Source organism: Corynebacterium glyciniphilum AJ 3170, assembly GCF_000626675.1.
GTDB classification, from domain to species: domain Bacteria; phylum Actinomycetota; class Actinomycetes; order Mycobacteriales; family Mycobacteriaceae; genus Corynebacterium; species Corynebacterium glyciniphilum.
In genome coordinates this window covers 3,200,735-3,218,119 of sequence record NZ_CP006842.1, presented here as the reverse complement: position 1 = coordinate 3,218,119, position 17,385 = coordinate 3,200,735, and the positions used below count along the sequence as shown (strand labels likewise).

Below are 17,385 nucleotides of genomic sequence, written 5' to 3'. Positions count from 1 at the left end.
CGGGCCAAGAGAGAAGGATTCACATGGACCGCAATGATGTCGACTGGAAGGGCTATTTCACCGCCCCGGTCACTCCCTTCACCGCTGATGGTGACCTCGACGAGAAAGCTTTCGGTGACATCATCGGAAGCTCTGTAGACGCTGGTGTCCACGGCATCCTCGTCAACGGCAGTACAGGCGAATGGTTCAGTCAGCGGGACTCGGAACGACGACGTCTGGCAGAAATCGCCGTCGGAGAGGCTGGCGGCCGGGTACCTGTCATCGTGGGAGTCACCTGTACCCGTCCCGACGACACTGTCAGTCTCGTAGAGCATGCCGAATGCGCAGGTGCCGATGCAGTGATGGCTTCGCCACCTCCGATGGCACGCCCGACCGCGGTCGAACTGGACGCCTACTACCGCACGGTGTTCGGTGCCACTGGTCTCCCCGCGTGGATCTACAATTTTCCGCAGGACAACGGCCACTACATCGATCTTGATACGGTAGAGCGGCTGGCGGAGATCCCGAACGTCGTTGCCATCAAACAGAGCGCGCCGGGTGAAGACACCCTCATCCAGACGATTGAACGGGTCAGCGACCGCTTGATTGTCTTCGGACACATGCTCAGCAGGCTCGGGCTGGCATTCATTCGCTCCGATTTCGGAGGAGACGGGCATTTTGGCAGTGGTCTTCTCTTGGGGTCGGAGATGCCGGGATTCTTTGAACACGCCTGGGCGGGTAACTATGAGGCGGCCGGTGAGATCGCGGACCGGTTCGGCGAACTGATGTCGGTGATGCTGGGTGATCGGGCGGATGGGTACAACTGGGCGTTCGGTGGTATGCAGCCGACGCTCAAGGCGGCGATGAATCTTCTCGGCCAGCCGGGTGGGTATCCACGGGCACCCAAACTTTCGGTTACTGATCCTGACTCGCTGGACCGCATGGCCCGGGCACTCCGAGCTGCTGGTCTCACGGTGCACTGATGCCTTCCGTCGTCCCTCCTCGGGCTAGCGTTGACCGTGCAGAGCTTACCCGCACCGGAGCATCGGCGAGTCTGGCGGCACTGAGGGGCCATGCGCTGGAACTGCTCCCGACGGTGACGGCGGGCTACCTGGAAACCGGTGCCGGTGACCAGGGAACGGTGCATCTCAATACCGCTGATTTCGAGCGCGTCCGGCTGGCACCCCATGTCCTGCGGGATGTCGCCGAGGTGTCAACGGCCACGACTCTGCTCGGACGCCGCGTGGCGTCTCCTCTTGCGGTAGCCCCCGTCGGGGCGCACGGCCTGTTCCATCCCACAGCTGAGTGCGGGACAGCCTCCGGCGCCGATGCGGCGGGGCTCCCTATGTCGCTCAGTGCGTACTCCAACACACCGATCGAGCAGGTTGCCAGGCATACCGGCGCCGGAGTCTGGGCTCAGATCAATGTTCCACCCGACAGACAGTATCTCTGGGGTTTTCTCGACCGGGTGCAGCATTGCGCCGAGGCCGTCGTCATCACCGTGGATACCCCGGTCGTCGGCGCCCGAGAATCGCAGGTGTGGGACGGTCTCACGCTCCCTGACGGGCTGGCGTACCCCATGCAGGATGGGCTCGATCCCCGGTCTGAACGGGGCGACAGCATCTACCGGAGTGCGCTGGATGCAGGATTCACGCTGTCGGTACTGGAAGACGTGGTGGAGCGCAGTCCGCTCCCGGTCATCGTGAAAGGTTTCCTGAGAGGAGATGATGCACGTGCAGCGGTACAGGCTGGAGCAGCGGCCGTGATTGTCTCCAATCACGGCGGTCGTAACCTGGATTCAGGGTTGTCGACGATCCGTGCGCTTCCTGCAGTGTCTGCCGCCGTAGACGGCCAGGTGCCAGTGTTGATCGACGGGGGAATACGGCGGGGAACCGACATTCTGAAGGCCCTGGCCCTGGGCGCCCGCGGAGTGCTTGTCGGACGACCGGTGATGTGGGGGCTGACGGTCGGGGGTGCCGACGGAGTCCAGCATGTGCTGAGCACGTTGAAGCGTGAACTCGCGATGGCGATGGCACTCTGCGGTGTGCGCACGGTGGATGACATCACTCCAGACCTCATTCATGACCAGCAGTGGAACAGCCACTGAGAAGCACAACGGAAAGAGAAGGTACATATCATGTGGATCCTGAAACAGCCGGGGCCCTGCGAGTTCACCCGTTACGACGTGGACGTGCCGACATCAGAGGAGCTCGGTGACGGCGATGTGCTTCTGGAGTTCCTGTTCGGTTCGATCTGCGGCAGCGACATTCCCAAGTACCGCGGGATCATGGATCCGGACAATCCGTATACCGGAAACCCGGGTGTCCCTCTCCATGAGATCGTCGGACGGGTCGCGCTGAGCCGGTCGTCCAGGTTTCGCACCGGGGATCGCGTGGTCGGCATCGTCGAGGAATCCCGCGGGCTTTCGGAGTACATCGTGGATCCGGACAAGTACCTGGCGTCCGTTCCGGAATCGCTGACTGACCGGGAAGCGGTGATCATGCAGCCGGTCGCGACGGTGCTGAGCTCGTATTCACGTGTGAGATCACTGGCGGGGAAGCGGGTGGCTGTTCTCGGACTCGGGCCACTCGGGGTGCTCTTCACACACATCGCCAGGTCACTCGGAGCTGCATACGTGGTGGGAGTCGATCGTATCGACAGGGCGGACATCCGAGAGCAGTTCGGTATGGACGAGACAGTCACGGTTGAGAGTCGACAGTGGGCGCAGTCGCTGGCAGACGACGAGCGACCGGATCTTGTCATCGATGCGATCGGCCATCGTGAAGAGATTGTGGCTGATGCGGTCACTGCCGCCCGACCGGGCGGAGAAGTACTCGTCTACGGACTTCCCGAAGACTGGTACGCCTTCCCTATGCGGGCATTTTTCCGGAAAGGACTGACCATGGCGGCGGGAGCAACCCAATCCTGGGACACATATCTCGCAGCAGCGGGCGACTATGTTGTGGCGCACGGCGACCTGCGGCGGGGCTACATCACCCATGCTTTTCCCATCGCACAAGTCAGTGAAGCATTCGAGCTCTACGCGACGCCGGCGCGGAGCAGGCTGAAAGTCGGGCTCACCCCGGATGGCGCTGGAGCTTAGCCGACCGGTCAGAACTATCTGCCGTTAACGTCGGCAATGAGGAGGAAGACACAGTGATGGAGTCCACGTCGATGATCGAGGCGAAGTTACGTACCGACCGGATGACGCTTGGGGCGTACGCGTCCGACGCCAGCATCTTCCGACGTGTTCCGGCTGCTGTCATCGAACCGGAGTCGGTCGACGACGTCGTCGCTGCGGTTGCCTATGCTGCGGAGAGGGGGTGGGACGTGACGGTCCGCGGTGGTGGCACGTCGGTGGCAGGTAACGCCATCGGCGAAGGTCTTGTCATCGACCTGTCGCGGAGGTTCAACCGCATCCTCGAGATCGACACCGACAGTCGCACGGCGAGGATCCAGCCCGGTGTGGTCTGCGACGATCTTCGGAATGCACTGGCACCGTACGGTCTGACCTATGGCCCGGATCCGTCGACGCACAGCAGGTGCACCGTGGGTGGGATGATCGCCAACAACGCTTGTGGTTCGCACTCTCTGGCCTGGGGGACGGCCGCTGATAACCTGGTGGAACTCACCGTTCTCCGGGCGGATGGGTCGTTGGTCACCTTGCAGCGTGGTGGTACGTCCGACAGTGCCCTCACTGCGGACCTCCGCCGTCTGCGGGATGAGTGGATCCGTGAGTTCAGGGTGGAACTCGGCCGTTTCCCACGCCAGGTGTCCGGTTACGGGCTGCACCACCTGTTGGACGAGAACGGTTTCGACACTGCCAAAGCTTTCGCCGGTAGTGAGGGCACGCTGGGGATTATCGTGGAAGCGGTGGTGAAGACTGTTCCTGTTCCATCGCACAAGGCGCTCGCCGTGTTTGCGTTCACGGACATCTTTTCTGCCGCTGCGGCGGCACCGTCGACGAGACGGTCGGGGATAGCGACGAGTGAGGGGATGGGTGGGGACCTCCTGGATGCCCTACGGCAGTCCCAGGGGCAGGACGCCGGGGCGTTGTTGCCCGGCGTAGGGACGGCCGGCGGCTGGCTCTATTGCGAGGCGACGGGGGACTCACGGGAGGAGGCACACACGCGAGCGACACAGCTGATTTCTGAGTTCGAGTCTGACCCTGGATGTTCGGTGGTGGACGCGGTGGTCGTGGAGGATCCGCGTGAGATGCGTGAGCTGTGGACGATCCGGGAGTCCGCTGCGGGTCTGGTCACTCGGCTGCCAGACGGGGGCGAGGCATGGCCGAGCTGGGAGGACTCCTCGGTGCCGCCCGGGAATCTCGCTGGCTACCTGCGGGACCTGTATGCCCTCCTTGATAACCACGGACTTCGGGGGATCCCGTTCGGTCACTTCGGGGAGGGGTGCGTGCACATCCGGATCTCGTTCGATCTGGGGACGGAGGCAGGACTGGAGACCTTCCGTGCCTTCATGACGGATGCCGCCACTGCGGTCGCTCGACACGGCGGGTCGCTGTCCGGGGAGCATGGCGACGGGCGCGCTCGGTCAGAACTCCTGTCACTGATGTACAGCGACCGCACTCTCTCGTCTTTCCGCCGGGTCAAAGAGATCTACGATCCGGGGAGGAGGATGAATCCGGGGCTTCTTGTTGATCCTGAGCCCTTCGATCGTGGGGTTCGTCCAGGACCGGGGCAAAGAACGCACGAGTTCTTGCCGATCCACAGTTTCTCCGACGACGGCGGGTCCATGGTGAATGCGGTCAACCGGTGTGTCGGTGTGGGCCTTTGTCGGTCTCAGGACGGTGCGATGTGCCCGTCATTCCAGGTCACCGGCGACGAGGTACATTCCACTCGCGGACGCGCCCGGATTCTCTCGGAAATGTTCCGAGGTGAGGTGTATCCCGAGGCGCTCAGCTCCGATGACGTGAAGGAGTCGCTCGATCTGTGCCTGTCGTGCCATGCCTGCGCATCAGAGTGTCCGGTCAACGTTGATATGTCGGTTTACAAGTCCGAGTTCCTCCATCAGTACTACAGGGGCAGACGGCGCCCCGGGGCGCACTATTCGATGGGGTGGCTCCCCCTGACGAGCTTCCTGCTGCATGCGGTGCCGGGCGCGGCACGGATGGTGAACACTCTCCTGGGCATCGGTGTCGTGAGGAATCTCGTCATGAAGCTCGGTGGGCTTGATGCGTCCCGGTCGATGATCACGTTCGCGAACTCCAGTTTTCAGGCCGTCGGGCGACGTCGACGACATTCGTCGCCTGGCGCTGGTGAGGGAGGGGTACCCGGACGGGTCGTCCTGTGGCCGGACACGTTCACCAATCATATGGATGGACAGGTCGCTCAGGACGCTCAGCTCGTCTTGTCCGCCATGGGGTACGAGGTGATGGTGCCGTCCGGTTTCGTGTGCTGCGGGCTCACCTGGCACTCGACCGGCCAGCTGACGACGGCGAAGAAGGTTATTCGCCATACTCTCGATCGCATGGAACCGTGGTTGGACGGAGAGACGCGCATCGTCGTGCTCGAACCGTCCTGCGCCTCCATGCTGACCGAAGAAGCACCACGCCTGATGCCGGAGGACGTGCGGGCCTCGGCACTGGCGGAGCAGATCGTCACTCTGGGGGATGTTGTCGCGGAACACAAGCAGGCATGCATGCGGGACCATCGGCTGACATGGCCGTTTGGCGAGATTCAGGGGTCGGCGTTGACCCAGGTTCACTGTCATGAACGGTCCCGACGCGCCCACGGTGGAACCGAGAGCGCGCTCCGGCTGTTGGGAGTTGATGAATCAACTGTGGAGACCGGTTGCTGTGGGCTTGCCGGGAACTGGGGCTTCGAACCCGGGCACGCAGACCTGTCGAGGGACCTGGCGGAACGGGAGTTGTTTCCACGGATCCGGGGACTCGACAAGGACGCCTACGTCCTTGCTGACGGGTTCTCGTGTCGTACACAGATCCGGGAAGGGTTCGGTGGCGGGAAGAACGGTGTGCATCTTGCGCAACTGTTGCGCCGCGCACTGATTCGTACCGAAATGAGCCCCTGACGCGTCGAAGGGAAGAAAGCTGGCCTCAGCCTGTCACATGTCAGATCTATCGGGCTGTCGGCGCGTGTGTCCCCGCACCGCGGACGTGGGGCTGGTGGATACAGCCCCGCACGCCGTGGCAACAACGCAACCGAGGAACAGCAGCTCGGGGATCCACGAGTACCCTGCGTAGTCGCCACCGCCCCACGACCCGCGCACCATCATCACCGCGCCTGCGGTGCCCAGGATCATTGCCAGCGTGGCGGGCCTCGTCAGTCGACGGAGGAGCCGGGCACCCCGTGAGGCTGTGGTCCGCTCGGGGAGGCGGCGGAGACCAGCGGGCACACCGAGGACAAGCACCATCGTGGCCGCACCGACGATCCCGCCGGGAAGACCGGCGACTCCGACCGACAGCGCGAGTGTGCCCGCGCCTGTCAGCAGGTGTTGAGTTGGGCCGTCCCGGACAACAGACGTTGCCGCCACCCGGTCACCCCCGGAAGAACGTCGTCCGGGCCACCACGCACACAACCAGCCGAGCAGCAGCACCAGCGCACCGAGCAGTCCCGCACCCAGCCACCGCTGGTAGGTGTCCGTCGCCGTGAAGCTGACCTCGACAGCCGAAACGATGTCTTCATCGGACATGTCATCGGCCACACCTGCCGGGACAATCCACCCTTGTTGCCACCCGTTGATCGTCACGGAGTCCAGGGAAGTCCCGTTGATCTCGGCGGCGCGTCCGGTGTTGACGGCAGTGGAGGTCACCACGATCCGGTCGTCGGACGCCGACTCTGCATCATCAGCCTCCGGTGCAGCCCTGTCACTCTGCACCTCCAGTGACACCCACCTGTCGCGGCTGCGGACCTCGTGCTCACCAGGTTCCAGCGTCACGGAGTCGCCGCAGTTCACGGGCGTCCCGTCGATGGTGCTGGCGGTATTCCGGCCTGCGGCGCAGCGGTCGGAGTTCAGCGCCACGGTCACCGGTTCCGCCCCTTCGGGCACGGTGATGACGCGTCTCATCTCGAACTCGTAGATCTCCTGACCCAGAACCCACCGCTGCGGAGTGCCGGCCCCGGCGGGTACGACGATGTCACGCCGCGGAGTCACATCCTGACCGCTGGCCAACTCGGTGAGGGTGATCTCGCTGAGCGCCGGGTCGCCCCACGACCCGACGATGCGCAGCTCGACCCGGTCTGCCTCCCCGCTGGGAAGGACAATGGGGCGGTCAGTGCTGTCGGCTTCCCGGTAGCCCGGTACCAGCGTGGTCGTCGACGCGACGGTTTCGCCGTCGAGGTACGTGGTGGCCTGCACCCGTACCGGACTGCCTGCGGCGCGGGCCGACAGCGACATCTGCGTGTGGGGCTCGCCCAAATCAATGGTGAGAGTCTGGTTGATCGGTGACCCGGTGCCCGGTCGCCAGGCCGTTTCCGTGACACCGTCGACGGCGGCGGACGGCCCGGAATACGGTTCGGCCCCGCCGAGGGACGTCGGGTCGGCGGCGGACGAGCTCGCGGTGATCCGACCGCCGCGTTCCCGGACCTGGGTGAGGTCGGCATCGTCGAGCCCGGTGGGGTAGTCGCGGACCGGATTGCGGGTGTTGCGGGCGTCGTCGACGGCGCGAATGTCGGATTCGGCGCCGGTGACGTTGCCGTAGTTGTGCTCCCGCAGGGCAGGCGTGTCGGTGACGGTGTCGGGGGGAACATCCCCGGTGTTCTCGGGAACATCCTGCACGAGGATCCGGTCGCGGGACGGGCGTCCTGCTGCGGCATCGGCGGCGGTAAGACGTGGCAGTACCTCCGGCCCGCCGGCGGTAATCTCCAGATCATCGGCATCGACCACATGTGGCCCGGCGCCTGCGTCGCCGGCCCCGTCCACCCGGAAGATCCGGATGTCAGCCTCGTCATCTCCGTCACCGAAGTCGGCGACCTCAGTGAATCCGTCCGCTGCCGCAGATTCGGTGAGGGTGCGCAGGACGGCGCGGGCACCGGGCGTGTCGGCGGTGCGTGCCAGGTCGGTACGCACCAGCAGATACCCCACACCCTGCTGCGCCAGGGCATCGGCCAGCGCCGGGTTCGCGCCCGCCGCCCCGTCGGCGACGAATTCACGCTGGAGCCCGTCGAGTCCACGGATCGCCTCGGGAGGCACCAGCGGGACGGCGTCGCGCACCACCCAGGGCACGTCCAGTAGCGCCTGCGCCGGCTCATCCCGGGTGTTTCCCCAGTTCTGACGGGCGGTGCGTGCTTCGGGCAGGATCATGGTGCGGGTCTGGTCCGCTCCGTTGGCAGGGTCGTTGAGCCAGTCTGCGGCTGCCTGCCAGGACGAGGGCACACCGCGGTAGCCGTCCTCGGGTACCAGGCGCCCTGTCCATGCCGGGGCGGTGGCGACTGCCACAACGAGGACGACCGCCGTCGTCGCGACTACCGACCGGTCCTTCTCCGGATGCAGCCACGCCGTGGCGTTCCGGGGGACGGTGAGTCCGCCGAGGACGTGGGCGACGCCGACGACCAGTGGGAGGTGGATCAGGGGGTCGAACTTGTGCAGGTTGCGCAGGGGAGCCCCTGCACCGTCGAGGAATACCTGGACCTGGTCGGCAACGGGGGAGAACGGGGCGGCCGCGAGACCGAAGACCGCCACGCCGGCGCCGAGGATGACCAGCCACGACCCGGCGAACGGCAGGCGGCCACGCGCACCGGCCATCCCCGCGAGTCCGAGCAGTGCCACCGCCAGTGTCGCGGCCACGAACAGGGCCTCGGTGGCCAAGGCGAACCCGGCCTGCCGCTCCGTCGACAGGAACGCCGTCCAGCTCGTCGTCCCGCGCAGAACCTCACCCAGATTGAACCAGTGGGAGGTCAGCCCGGCGGCCTCGATGTAATCGGTGAACGGTGGAGAATACCGCCCCAGGATCACCAACGGGCCGACCCACCAGAAACAGGCGAGCACACCACCGGGGACCCACCATGCCGCGAAGCGCCATGCCGTACGGCGACGCACCGACGCCGCGGTACCCGTGCCAGCGGTACCGCCGGTGGCGAACACCCCCTGCGTCAGCCACCACAGCACCGCGGGCACCACCGCAGCCAGTGTCGCCACCGCATTGACCGCCCCCAGGCACAACACAGCCACGGCGGACCCCAGCCCGGCGACGGCGAGCCGTCGGGTCGTCGGACGTGGACCCGGCAACAGCACCCGCACCACCGGCAGCATGATCCACGGCACCAGGGCCACCGTCCACGCCTCCGAGGAGATCGCCCCCAGGGTGGTGATGATCCGGGGGCTCAAGGCGAACAGGACCGCCGCCACCACCCGCGACATCCGCGACCCGGTCCCCGTCGCCTCCAGGAGTTTAACCACCCCGGCGAACGCGAGGAACAGCAGCAGCGCCCACCACAACCGTTGCGTCAGCCAGTCGGGAAGGGGATCGAGCAGGGCAAAGAACAGTCCCTGGGGGAAGAGGTAACCGTAGGCCTGGTTCTGGAGCTGCCCCAGCGGGAAGACATCCGTCCAGGGGGAGAGTGCCTGCGTAAGGAAACCCCACGGGTTCGCCGTGAGGTCATGTTTGGTGTCGGCGACGGTCAGCCCCGTGCCCTGTAGCAGGGACAACAGGAGCCACAGAAGCCCGGCCAGGCCCCAGCCGCGACGGGAGAGTGTCACACCTGTCAGTGATTCTCAGTCAGTCCCCGATCCAGGTTAACGGCGCTCGCCGTACTGGATCGAGCCCATCACCGCGTCGTCCACGGCGATCTGGTTCGTCGGCAGGTCCGTGGAGTCGGCGATGCTCCCGGCGAACAGGGCCGCGGCGCCACCGAGGACAATGCCGACGACAGCAGAGGCGATGGCGGGGCCGAGCGTGCGGCGGGGCTGAGAGTCAGTCTCGGTGGGCATGGTCATTCCCGTCAGTGGAGGAAAGGTGGATCAGATTCACCAGATGATACTACCTGGTTTCCGCGTCCGCGCCGTTTTCGCCGGCTGTGTCGTTCCCGTCATCCTCGTCGTCAACCGACGGGACGATCAGCACAGGGCGGCCCGCATGCTTGACCAGGCTGTCGGACACGCTGGACTGCAGCAGTGAGCGCCAGCCGCTCAGTGCGCGGGAGCCCGCCACGATGATGCTGACGTCGAGTTCACGGGAGGCGTCGACGATCGCGCTCCAGATCGCCGTGGCGGACTCCACGAGGAAAGGCTCGGTGCTGAAACCGTGCCCGTCGGCGAGGCGCACACCCTCCCGGCAGATCGCCACCGCATCGGCGTAGGCGGGGTCCTCGGTGTCATCGGTGACCGCGGACCAGTCGTGCTGCATCATGCCGCTCATCCCGGCGGTCCGGGCGGCCTGCCGGTGGATCGGCTCCCACACGGTGAGGATGTAGGCGTTTTTCGTCGACAGGAATCGTCCTGCGTAGTCGATGGCGCCACGGGCCTCGTCGGAGCCGTCGAAAGCGATGAGGACGGTATCTCCGTCGAAGGAGCCGACATGGCCCTCGGGATTCTCGGGTGTCTCATTCCTGGATTCGCTAGCCATGCCCACGAGCGTAGTACGGTCGGGGAGCGATACGACGGCAAGGTCGAGAAAAGGTCGAGAAGTCGTCCCGAATTTTTCTGGGAGTATCTCCGGCACCATGTCCCGGTGCCGGGGATGCTCCCCCGAGGAACTGTAGAAAGCAGGAGGTCACGCGTGGTCACTGTCCAACGACGCACCCCAGCCACCATGTTCGCCGCCGCGGCGGCAGGCGCACTGGCGTTCAGTCTGGTGTCGTGTTCCTCGCCGGACGACGCCGCGGAAGGCACATCCTCGTCGGCCCCTGCGGCGTCGGCGACGCAGAGCACCGCCGAGACCGGTGCCGACAGTGGAGACCCGACCACCTCGTGTGTGGATGGTGAGCAGGACCTGGCGACACTCGCCGCGTCGACCCTGGCTGTCGGTGTGGTCGGCTTCGACGATGCGGCGGACGCAGTGGACGCCGGGGTGCGCCACATCTTCATCGGGTCGTCCACCGACCTGTCGATTCTCGACGGTCAGGGGGACCCGGAACGCAGCATCACCGCACTCAAGGAGCGTGCCGCGGAAGCGGGTGGGGAGCTGACCGTCTCCGTCGACGAAGAAGGCGGGCAGGTCCAGCGGCTCGGTGAGATCATCGGCGAGCTGCCTTCTGCCCGGGAACTGGCGGACACCCTGTCCCCGGAGGAGGTGCGCGGTGTCTTCGCCGAGCACGGTCGCAAGATGCACGACCTGGGTATCACCATGGACTTCGCGCCCGTGGTGGACCTCGCCGGTGGTGAGTCGATCAGCGACAACGCCATCGGCGACCGTGCGTTCTCGGATGATCCGCAGATCGTCACCGACTATGGCCGTGCCGCCGTCGAGGGGCTGCTCGACGCGGAGGTCACCCCGGTGATCAAGCACTTCCCGGGTCATGGCCATGCCACCGGCGATTCCCACGAGGGCACCGTCACCACGCCGCCGATCGAGGAGATGGGGGCGGATCTGGCGCCGTTCGCCGAGCTCTGGCAGATGCCGGGGGTCGCGGTGATGGTCGGTCACATGCAGACACCGGGACTGGACAGTCAAGATACCGGCGGCGTCCTCGGTGCGGAGACTCCGTCGTCGCTGAACCCGGCGGCGTATGCGTTGCTGCGCGATGGTCTTCAGGGGCTCGACGGTGAGAACGCGCCCGGATTCGATGGCGTCGTGTTCACCGACGACCTGACCGGTATGCAGGCCATCACTGACCTGCACGACGGGCCCCAGGCGGTGGTGCAGGCACTGCGTGCCGGGGCGGACGCTCCGCTGACGTCCACGGCCGCCGACGTGCCCGCCACGGTCGACGGCCTCGTGGCGGCGGTGGAGAACGGGGACCTTGACCGGGACCGGCTGACGGAGGCCGCCGACAGGTTGTGCGCGGTGTGACCGTGCGGCTCGGGTACCGCCGGGAGATAATCACCAGTTATTGTGAAGAGCGTGAGCAGTAGCAACCCGAATGCCAGCAGCCCCACTGGACCGACCGACGCGTCGGGCGAGCAGTGGGGCTCCGAGGGCAGTAAGCACCGGCGGAAGCGTCGTCTGTGGCCGTTGTGGACCCTGGTCGGCATTGTCGGGCTCGGGGGCATTCTCTACGCGACCGACATCATCATGACCGAGGGAAACGTACCCCGTGGCGTGTCTGTCGGTGGGGTCGACGTGGGGTCGATGTCGAAACCGCAGGCTGAGGCAAGGCTGAAGAATCAGTTGTCGGACGGTGCGCGCGCAGAGGTTGAGGTGGCCGCCGGCGACATGTCGACCACGCTCGACCCCGCCCAGTCGGGTCTGTCCATCGACTGGGATGCGACGATTGATCAGGCCGGACAGCAGCCGCTGAATCCGATCACCCGGATCACGAGCTTCTTCCAGCAGCGGGAGGTCGGCACGATCAGTGCGTACAACGACGCATTGCTGGACCAGACCCTGACCCGCGTTGAGCAGGAACTCACCCGCGACCCGGAGAACGCTGCGCTGTCCATCGATGACGCGGGCACGGCAGACATCGTTGACGACGTGGCGGGCCAGACGGTCGACACTGACGAGGTGCGTACCGCGGTCAAGGACCACTGGCTCAACGAGCAGCGACGCGTCGACGTGGATGCGGATGTCACCGAGGCCGATGTCCGACGGGACGCTGCCGATGATGCTGTCGAGGAGGTCGTGGACAAGGTCACTGCGGGTGACGTCATTTTCGCCGGTCGCGACGACACTGACGGGGTGTTGCGTCCGGCCGACATGGGGCGCATCGTCACCTTCGTCCCGGAGGACGGGGCCTTCCGGGTTGACTGGAACCGTGACGCGGCCCAGGAGATCCTCGATGAACAGCTTGGTGGCACGGAGGTGGAGCTGCGCAACGCCGGATTCACCGGCACCGGCCGCAACCTCAACGTCACTCCGTCCCAGGACGGTGTTCTCATTGACTGGGAGAAGACCCTCGACCCGATTGAGGAGAAGCTGCTGGACACTGCCGAGCGTCGTCATGAGGTGACCTACGAGGAGAAGAAGGCGACGTACACCACGGAGATGGCGGAGAAGGCCAGCTTCGACGATGTCGTCGGCTCCTTCACCACCGGGGGTTTCGCCGATGATTCGGGTGTGAATATCCGCCGGGTCGCCGAACAGGTGGACGGCGCGATCGTCCTGCCCGGCGAAACCTTCAGCCTCAACGGACACACCGGGCCGCGTGGTGAGGCCCAGGGCTATGTTGACGCCGGCATCATCCAGGACGGTCACGCCGACAAGGCTGTCGGCGGCGGTATCAGCCAGTTCGCTACCACGCTGTACAACGCGTCGTACTTCGCCGGGATGGAGGACGTGGCGCACACGCCGCACTCCTACTACATCGACCGGTACCCGGCCGGGCGTGAGGCGACCGTCTTTGAAGGGGCGATCGACCTGCAGTTCAAGAACACCTTCGACACTCCGGTGCTGATCGAGGCACGAGCCGACTCCAGTTCGTTGACGGTGGACCTGCGCGGTGTGAAGCAGGTCGAGGTCGAGTCCGACACCGGTGCCCGGACAAACTTCACCGATCCGGAGCGCATCGAACTCTCCGGTGACAACTGTTCGCCGTCCTCCGGCGCGCGCGGCTTCACCGTGACCGACACCAGGACAGTGCGTGACCTCAACGGCGGGGTGTTGTCCCGGGACACCACGACCACGGTGTACGACCCCGCCCCGATCGTGAGCTGCAGCGGATGACGTGCCTGGCCTGGTACTTCCTTACCGGACTGTAGCCCGGGGGAAACAGGTCGGTGACACGGTACTTCTAGATTAGTACCCAGTTCCCCGGGAATGCCGGGGGCGTTCACCCCTCATAAGGAGAATCATCATGGGTCTTGTTGCTGGTCTTGTTGCTATCGTCGGCGATCTTCTTCACCTTCTGCTCGGCGGTCTGTGACCTGACGCTCTGCTTTGTCGGGGCCTGTGCGTGACGTTCTGTCATGTGCAGGCCCTTTTTTCTGTGCCTGATGCGCCCGATGCTCCCGGAGGTTGGGGCCCGCCGTGGGACGAGCGTCAGAGGGTGGAACTTCCGGCCAATTCCAACCCACGGTCATCGTCCGGCAGTGGGGGCGCCCCGGCACACAGTCGGGCCCGCCACCGGAGATTGTTCCGGTGGCGGGCCCGACTGTTCTCATGTGTCACACCACCGGGTTCGTGAGGAGAGGCTCCGGACGTTTTCCACGCAGTGCACCGCCAGAGAGGAGAGGAGGACGATGCAACGTGGGCGTTGAGGGGTGCAGTGCCCGGAGGGGCCGATGGCGAACTGTTGAGTTGTGTGCCAGGGGCAGAGACCGGAGGCGAGGAGAGAACCGAGGATCACCGGTAGCTCGTTGCTGGCGTGCCATGAAGATAGGCAGGCCAACTGGTCATCTGCAACGGCGGAAAAAGCGCCGTGGGGGTAGCCACCTGGCTACCTGCACACTGTCCCCCGAGGATATTGACAGCGTTCTTCCAGTACAGATGCACCATCGTTTTTCTGCTGCGTTCGTTACGCTCCCGCGAGACAATTTCTTCCGGGGGTAGAACATCACCAAGTATATGCTTAGCTCATATTCTTGACATGATCCGTCAAGTTCGGGGAAACACGTCGGTAACCGTGGCAGCCGCAACCAGCCGGGACGGTCGGGTGTTCGCCCCCTCGCCTGGCCACGGAGCAATGAACAGGCCGGGTACCGGACGCAGGATCCGCCACAGCACCAGTGTCCCGCCCACTGTAAGGACGGTCAGGACCAGGGTCCCCGCCGTGGCCGTCACCGGGGAGGACGTGAGCCCGGGGTCGTAGACCAACAGCACGCCGAGCACGGGGAGGTGGAGAAGATAGACAGGCAGGGTGTTGCGTCCGAACCAGTCCAGGTGCAGCCAGGGCAGGTGACGGGCGATGAGAGTGGCGGTGATGATCCCGGTGCCCATGCCCAGTGCGGTCAACGGTAGCCAACACACCGAGGACAGCCCGATGCCGGTCACGGTCACCCCGGCGATTCCTGCCACCCAGGTCCCGCCGGTAGCGAGCAGGGACAGTGGTGACGCGCGCTCGGCGATGGCGGCGATGATCCAGTGTCCGTATACGCCGAACTGGAACACCACGAAGTGGGTCAGGGTGCGTTCCCAGGCGAAGTTGTCGACGGGGATCCAACCAAACGCCACCGGGAGGGAGATGGCCGCACCGATGCTGAACTGCAGCCACAGGGGCAGTGGCCGCAGGAGCTTGACTACCGCGTAGTACATCGCCAGGGCGTAGATGAACCATGGTCCGTAGCTCGGGTCGAGGGGAACGCCGATCAGGTGCAGGAGGCTGTAGTCGGCGGTATTCCAGGGAAAGACCTGGGCAGACAGGGTCCACAGGGCACTCCACAGGAGGAAGAGCCAGAGGAATGGTCCGAGTCGGTTCTGGACCTGCCACGGCCAGGGGCGGTCGATCCTCCGCAGGAAGAAATAGCCCGCCATGGCGAAAAACAGCGGCATGCGCACGGTGCGCAGCGGTGACATGGCGTCGAGGATGCGGGGGTCGTACCAGGACTGGTCCACTGCTTCTGTCGCAACGTGCATCAGGACGACCAGAAGGATCGCGGCGCCCTTGACGGTGTCGATCCAGGCGACCCGTGTCGTCGGCGACATGGCAGAAGTGCCAGAGATGGCGGACATGGCGGTGGAACCGGGAGTTTGTTCGGTCATGAGGCCTCCTTGGAGAGTGGGGAGGGGAGAGTAGGGAGGGTCAGCAGTTGAGGGTGGTCATGGCACGGGCCCATCCGGCGGTCTGATATCCGGCCTGTTTGACGTGGGTGAGCAGTGACCGGGAGCTGGCGGGCCGGTTGACTGAGAGCTCACCGTCCCAGCACCGGCTGAAGTACAGCCGGACCCGTTCCACGTGCTCGCGGCCGGTGGCCAGCACCATGGCAGAGTCCCAGTGGTGCTCGGCGGCCAGGCGGGCGAACTCCTGGGCTTCCCCACGGGTCGTCGAGGGGTCGGGTGCGAAACAGTGCACCCGGACTCCGTCCAGTGGTGCGCACCAGGAGTCGTGGAAGCGCTGCACGCCGGTGGGGTCCGAGATCACCAGGTCGGCGATGCCGTTGTCGTGCGCCAGCTCTCTGGCACGGGTGACATCGGCGGGAGCCGCGCCACCGACCTGCATCAGGACGTCGACGTCGGCGGGTATCGGGTCGAGGCGCGGGAGGTAGATCTTCGTCAGCGCGAACCATCCCCACAGGCACAGACAGAATACGAGGAGCAGGACGCCCAGGTGGCGGAGAAGGACCATCTACCCGTTCCCCACCTGGACCCGACCGTCAGCGTCCCTGTCACGCCTGTCGCCCCTGCCGGGACGGGACGGCGTCGTAGGGATGTTTCTGGTGTTTGCCCCGTCGCCCGTCCAGGGCGCGGTGTAGATGCCCGGGACCCGTCGGGTCACCCGCCAGATCAAGAGCGCACCGGCAACGGCGAGGACGGTGCACAGCACCGGCACGCCGACGGCTACGACCGCCGTCGAGGGGAGACCCAGGTCGAGACTGTAGACGGCACCGAGGAGCGGGACGTGCAGCAGGTAGATCGGTAGCGTGTTTTTCCCCACCCACGCGAGTTTCAGGAAGGGCGCATGACGGTCGATCAGGACAGCGGCGGTGATTCCCATCGCCATGCCCAGTAGCGTGACCGGGATGCGCGCGAGGTTGTCGAGGCCCAGGTCCAGGACGAACAGGGCCGCGGTGCACCCGCCCCACAGGGCACCGTAGCCGAGCAGCCACCACAGGGTCGCATGGTCGGCGATTGTGGAGAGCGTGCGGTGGGCCAGCGCGCCGATCTGGAAGGCGATGAAGTGGGACAGGAGTGAGGTCCATACCCACGAGTCGATGGTCAGGACACCGCAGGCTACCGGGAGGGAGACGGTGGCGCCGAGGAGGAACTGCAGCCACACCGGCAGGGGGCGCATCAGCTTCACGGCGATGATGTAGATCGCCAGGGCGTAGATGTACCAGGGGCCGATCGAGGGGTCCACGAGCAGCCGGACGATGTCCTGCAGCGAGGTTGTTCCGGAGTCTCCCGCGCGGTGCCAGGGCAGAATGTCGAAGACGAGGAGCCATACCGCGGTCCAGAGGATGAACAACCACAGGAACGGTCCGATGCGGTTACGGAGCTGCCATGACCAGGGGCGGTCGATACGGCGTAGGATGAAGAAACCGGACATGGCGAAGAACAAGGGCATGCGCACTGTCAGCAGTGCCGAGGTGAGCATGGACAGCTGGTCACCTGACCAGGACTTGTCCTGCGCCAGACTGACTGCGTGGTAGAGGACGACCAGGATCACGGCGATGCCTTTCACCGTGTCAATCCAGGTGAGCCGGAGTGTGGGCGGCATAGGGAAGCCTCCTAGGCGA

At 65.4% G+C, this 17,385-nt stretch carries 13 protein-coding genes; 6 read left to right on the top strand and 7 right to left on the bottom strand.

Annotated elements, in window-relative coordinates:
* The first annotated feature begins 23 nt into the window (after positions 1 to 23).
* The 4 genes from CGLY_RS15000 to CGLY_RS14985 are packed head-to-tail and all read left to right on the top strand — an operon-like array spanning position 24 to position 6,027.
* The gene (locus tag CGLY_RS15000) at positions 24 to 962 is read left to right on the top strand and encodes a dihydrodipicolinate synthase family protein (RefSeq protein ID WP_038550422.1); all 939 of its coding nucleotides are present in this window, start codon (positions 24 to 26) and stop codon (positions 960 to 962) included.
* Positions 962 to 2,086 carry an alpha-hydroxy acid oxidase gene (locus tag CGLY_RS14995; protein ID WP_052540357.1) on the top strand — a complete coding sequence of 375 codons (1,125 nt, stop codon included), beginning with the start codon at positions 962 to 964 and terminating at the stop codon, positions 2,084 to 2,086. The genes CGLY_RS15000 and CGLY_RS14995 overlap by 1 nt, the downstream gene beginning before the upstream one ends.
* Positions 2,087 to 2,116: 30 nt before the next feature.
* A complete protein-coding gene (locus CGLY_RS14990) occupies positions 2,117 to 3,082 on the top strand; it encodes a zinc-dependent alcohol dehydrogenase (protein ID WP_038550421.1) in 966 nt (321 codons plus the stop codon).
* 56 nt (positions 3,083 to 3,138) lie between these two features.
* Complete coding sequence (locus tag CGLY_RS14985) at positions 3,139 to 6,027, top strand: FAD-binding and (Fe-S)-binding domain-containing protein (protein ID WP_038550420.1); 2,889 nt, start codon at positions 3,139 to 3,141, stop codon at positions 6,025 to 6,027.
* A gap of 33 nt (positions 6,028 to 6,060) precedes the next feature.
* Here CGLY_RS14985 and CGLY_RS14980 read toward each other — a convergent pair whose 3' ends face one another.
* From CGLY_RS14980 to CGLY_RS14970, 3 genes are read right to left on the bottom strand one after another with little or no spacing between them, the layout of a single operon-like run.
* Entirely contained in the window at positions 6,061 to 9,654 is a 3,594-nt protein-coding gene (locus CGLY_RS14980; RefSeq protein WP_052540354.1) for an alpha-(1->3)-arabinofuranosyltransferase, read from the bottom strand.
* Positions 9,655 to 9,690: 36 nt separating this feature from the next.
* Entirely contained in the window at positions 9,691 to 9,891 is a 201-nt protein-coding gene (locus tag CGLY_RS14975; RefSeq protein ID WP_407080800.1) for a DUF2613 domain-containing protein, read from the bottom strand.
* A gap of 43 nt (positions 9,892 to 9,934) precedes the next feature.
* On the bottom strand, positions 9,935 to 10,519 hold the full coding sequence (locus CGLY_RS14970) for a universal stress protein (RefSeq protein WP_081803962.1): 585 nt from the start codon (positions 10,517 to 10,519) through the stop codon (positions 9,935 to 9,937).
* Between the two features lie 153 nt (positions 10,520 to 10,672).
* Between CGLY_RS14970 and CGLY_RS14965 the strand changes: the two genes are divergently transcribed.
* Positions 10,673 to 11,905, top strand: coding sequence for a glycoside hydrolase family 3 N-terminal domain-containing protein (locus tag CGLY_RS14965; protein WP_227590303.1), 1,233 nt, complete (start codon positions 10,673 to 10,675; stop codon positions 11,903 to 11,905).
* 42 nt (positions 11,906 to 11,947) lie between these two features.
* Positions 11,948 to 13,717, top strand: coding sequence for a VanW family protein (locus CGLY_RS14960; RefSeq protein ID WP_407080799.1), 1,770 nt, complete (start codon positions 11,948 to 11,950; stop codon positions 13,715 to 13,717).
* A gap of 106 nt (positions 13,718 to 13,823) precedes the next feature.
* Here the strand turns inward: CGLY_RS14960 and CGLY_RS17640 are convergent, their stop codons facing one another.
* From CGLY_RS17640 to CGLY_RS14945, 4 genes are all read right to left on the bottom strand, one after another.
* Positions 13,824 to 13,961 (bottom strand): hypothetical protein, encoded by a 138-nt coding sequence (locus CGLY_RS17640; protein ID WP_158407405.1) that lies wholly within the window; start codon positions 13,959 to 13,961, stop codon positions 13,824 to 13,826.
* A gap of 626 nt (positions 13,962 to 14,587) precedes the next feature.
* Positions 14,588 to 15,691 carry an acyltransferase family protein gene (locus CGLY_RS14955; RefSeq protein ID WP_038550418.1) on the bottom strand — a complete coding sequence of 368 codons (1,104 nt, stop codon included), beginning with the start codon at positions 15,689 to 15,691 and terminating at the stop codon, positions 14,588 to 14,590.
* Between the two features lie 40 nt (positions 15,692 to 15,731).
* Positions 15,732 to 16,274, bottom strand: coding sequence for a hypothetical protein (locus CGLY_RS14950; protein WP_038550417.1), 543 nt, complete (start codon positions 16,272 to 16,274; stop codon positions 15,732 to 15,734).
* On the bottom strand, positions 16,275 to 17,366 hold the full coding sequence (locus tag CGLY_RS14945; RefSeq protein ID WP_038550415.1) for an acyltransferase family protein: 1,092 nt from the start codon (positions 17,364 to 17,366) through the stop codon (positions 16,275 to 16,277).
* Positions 17,367 to 17,385 lie beyond the last annotated feature (19 nt).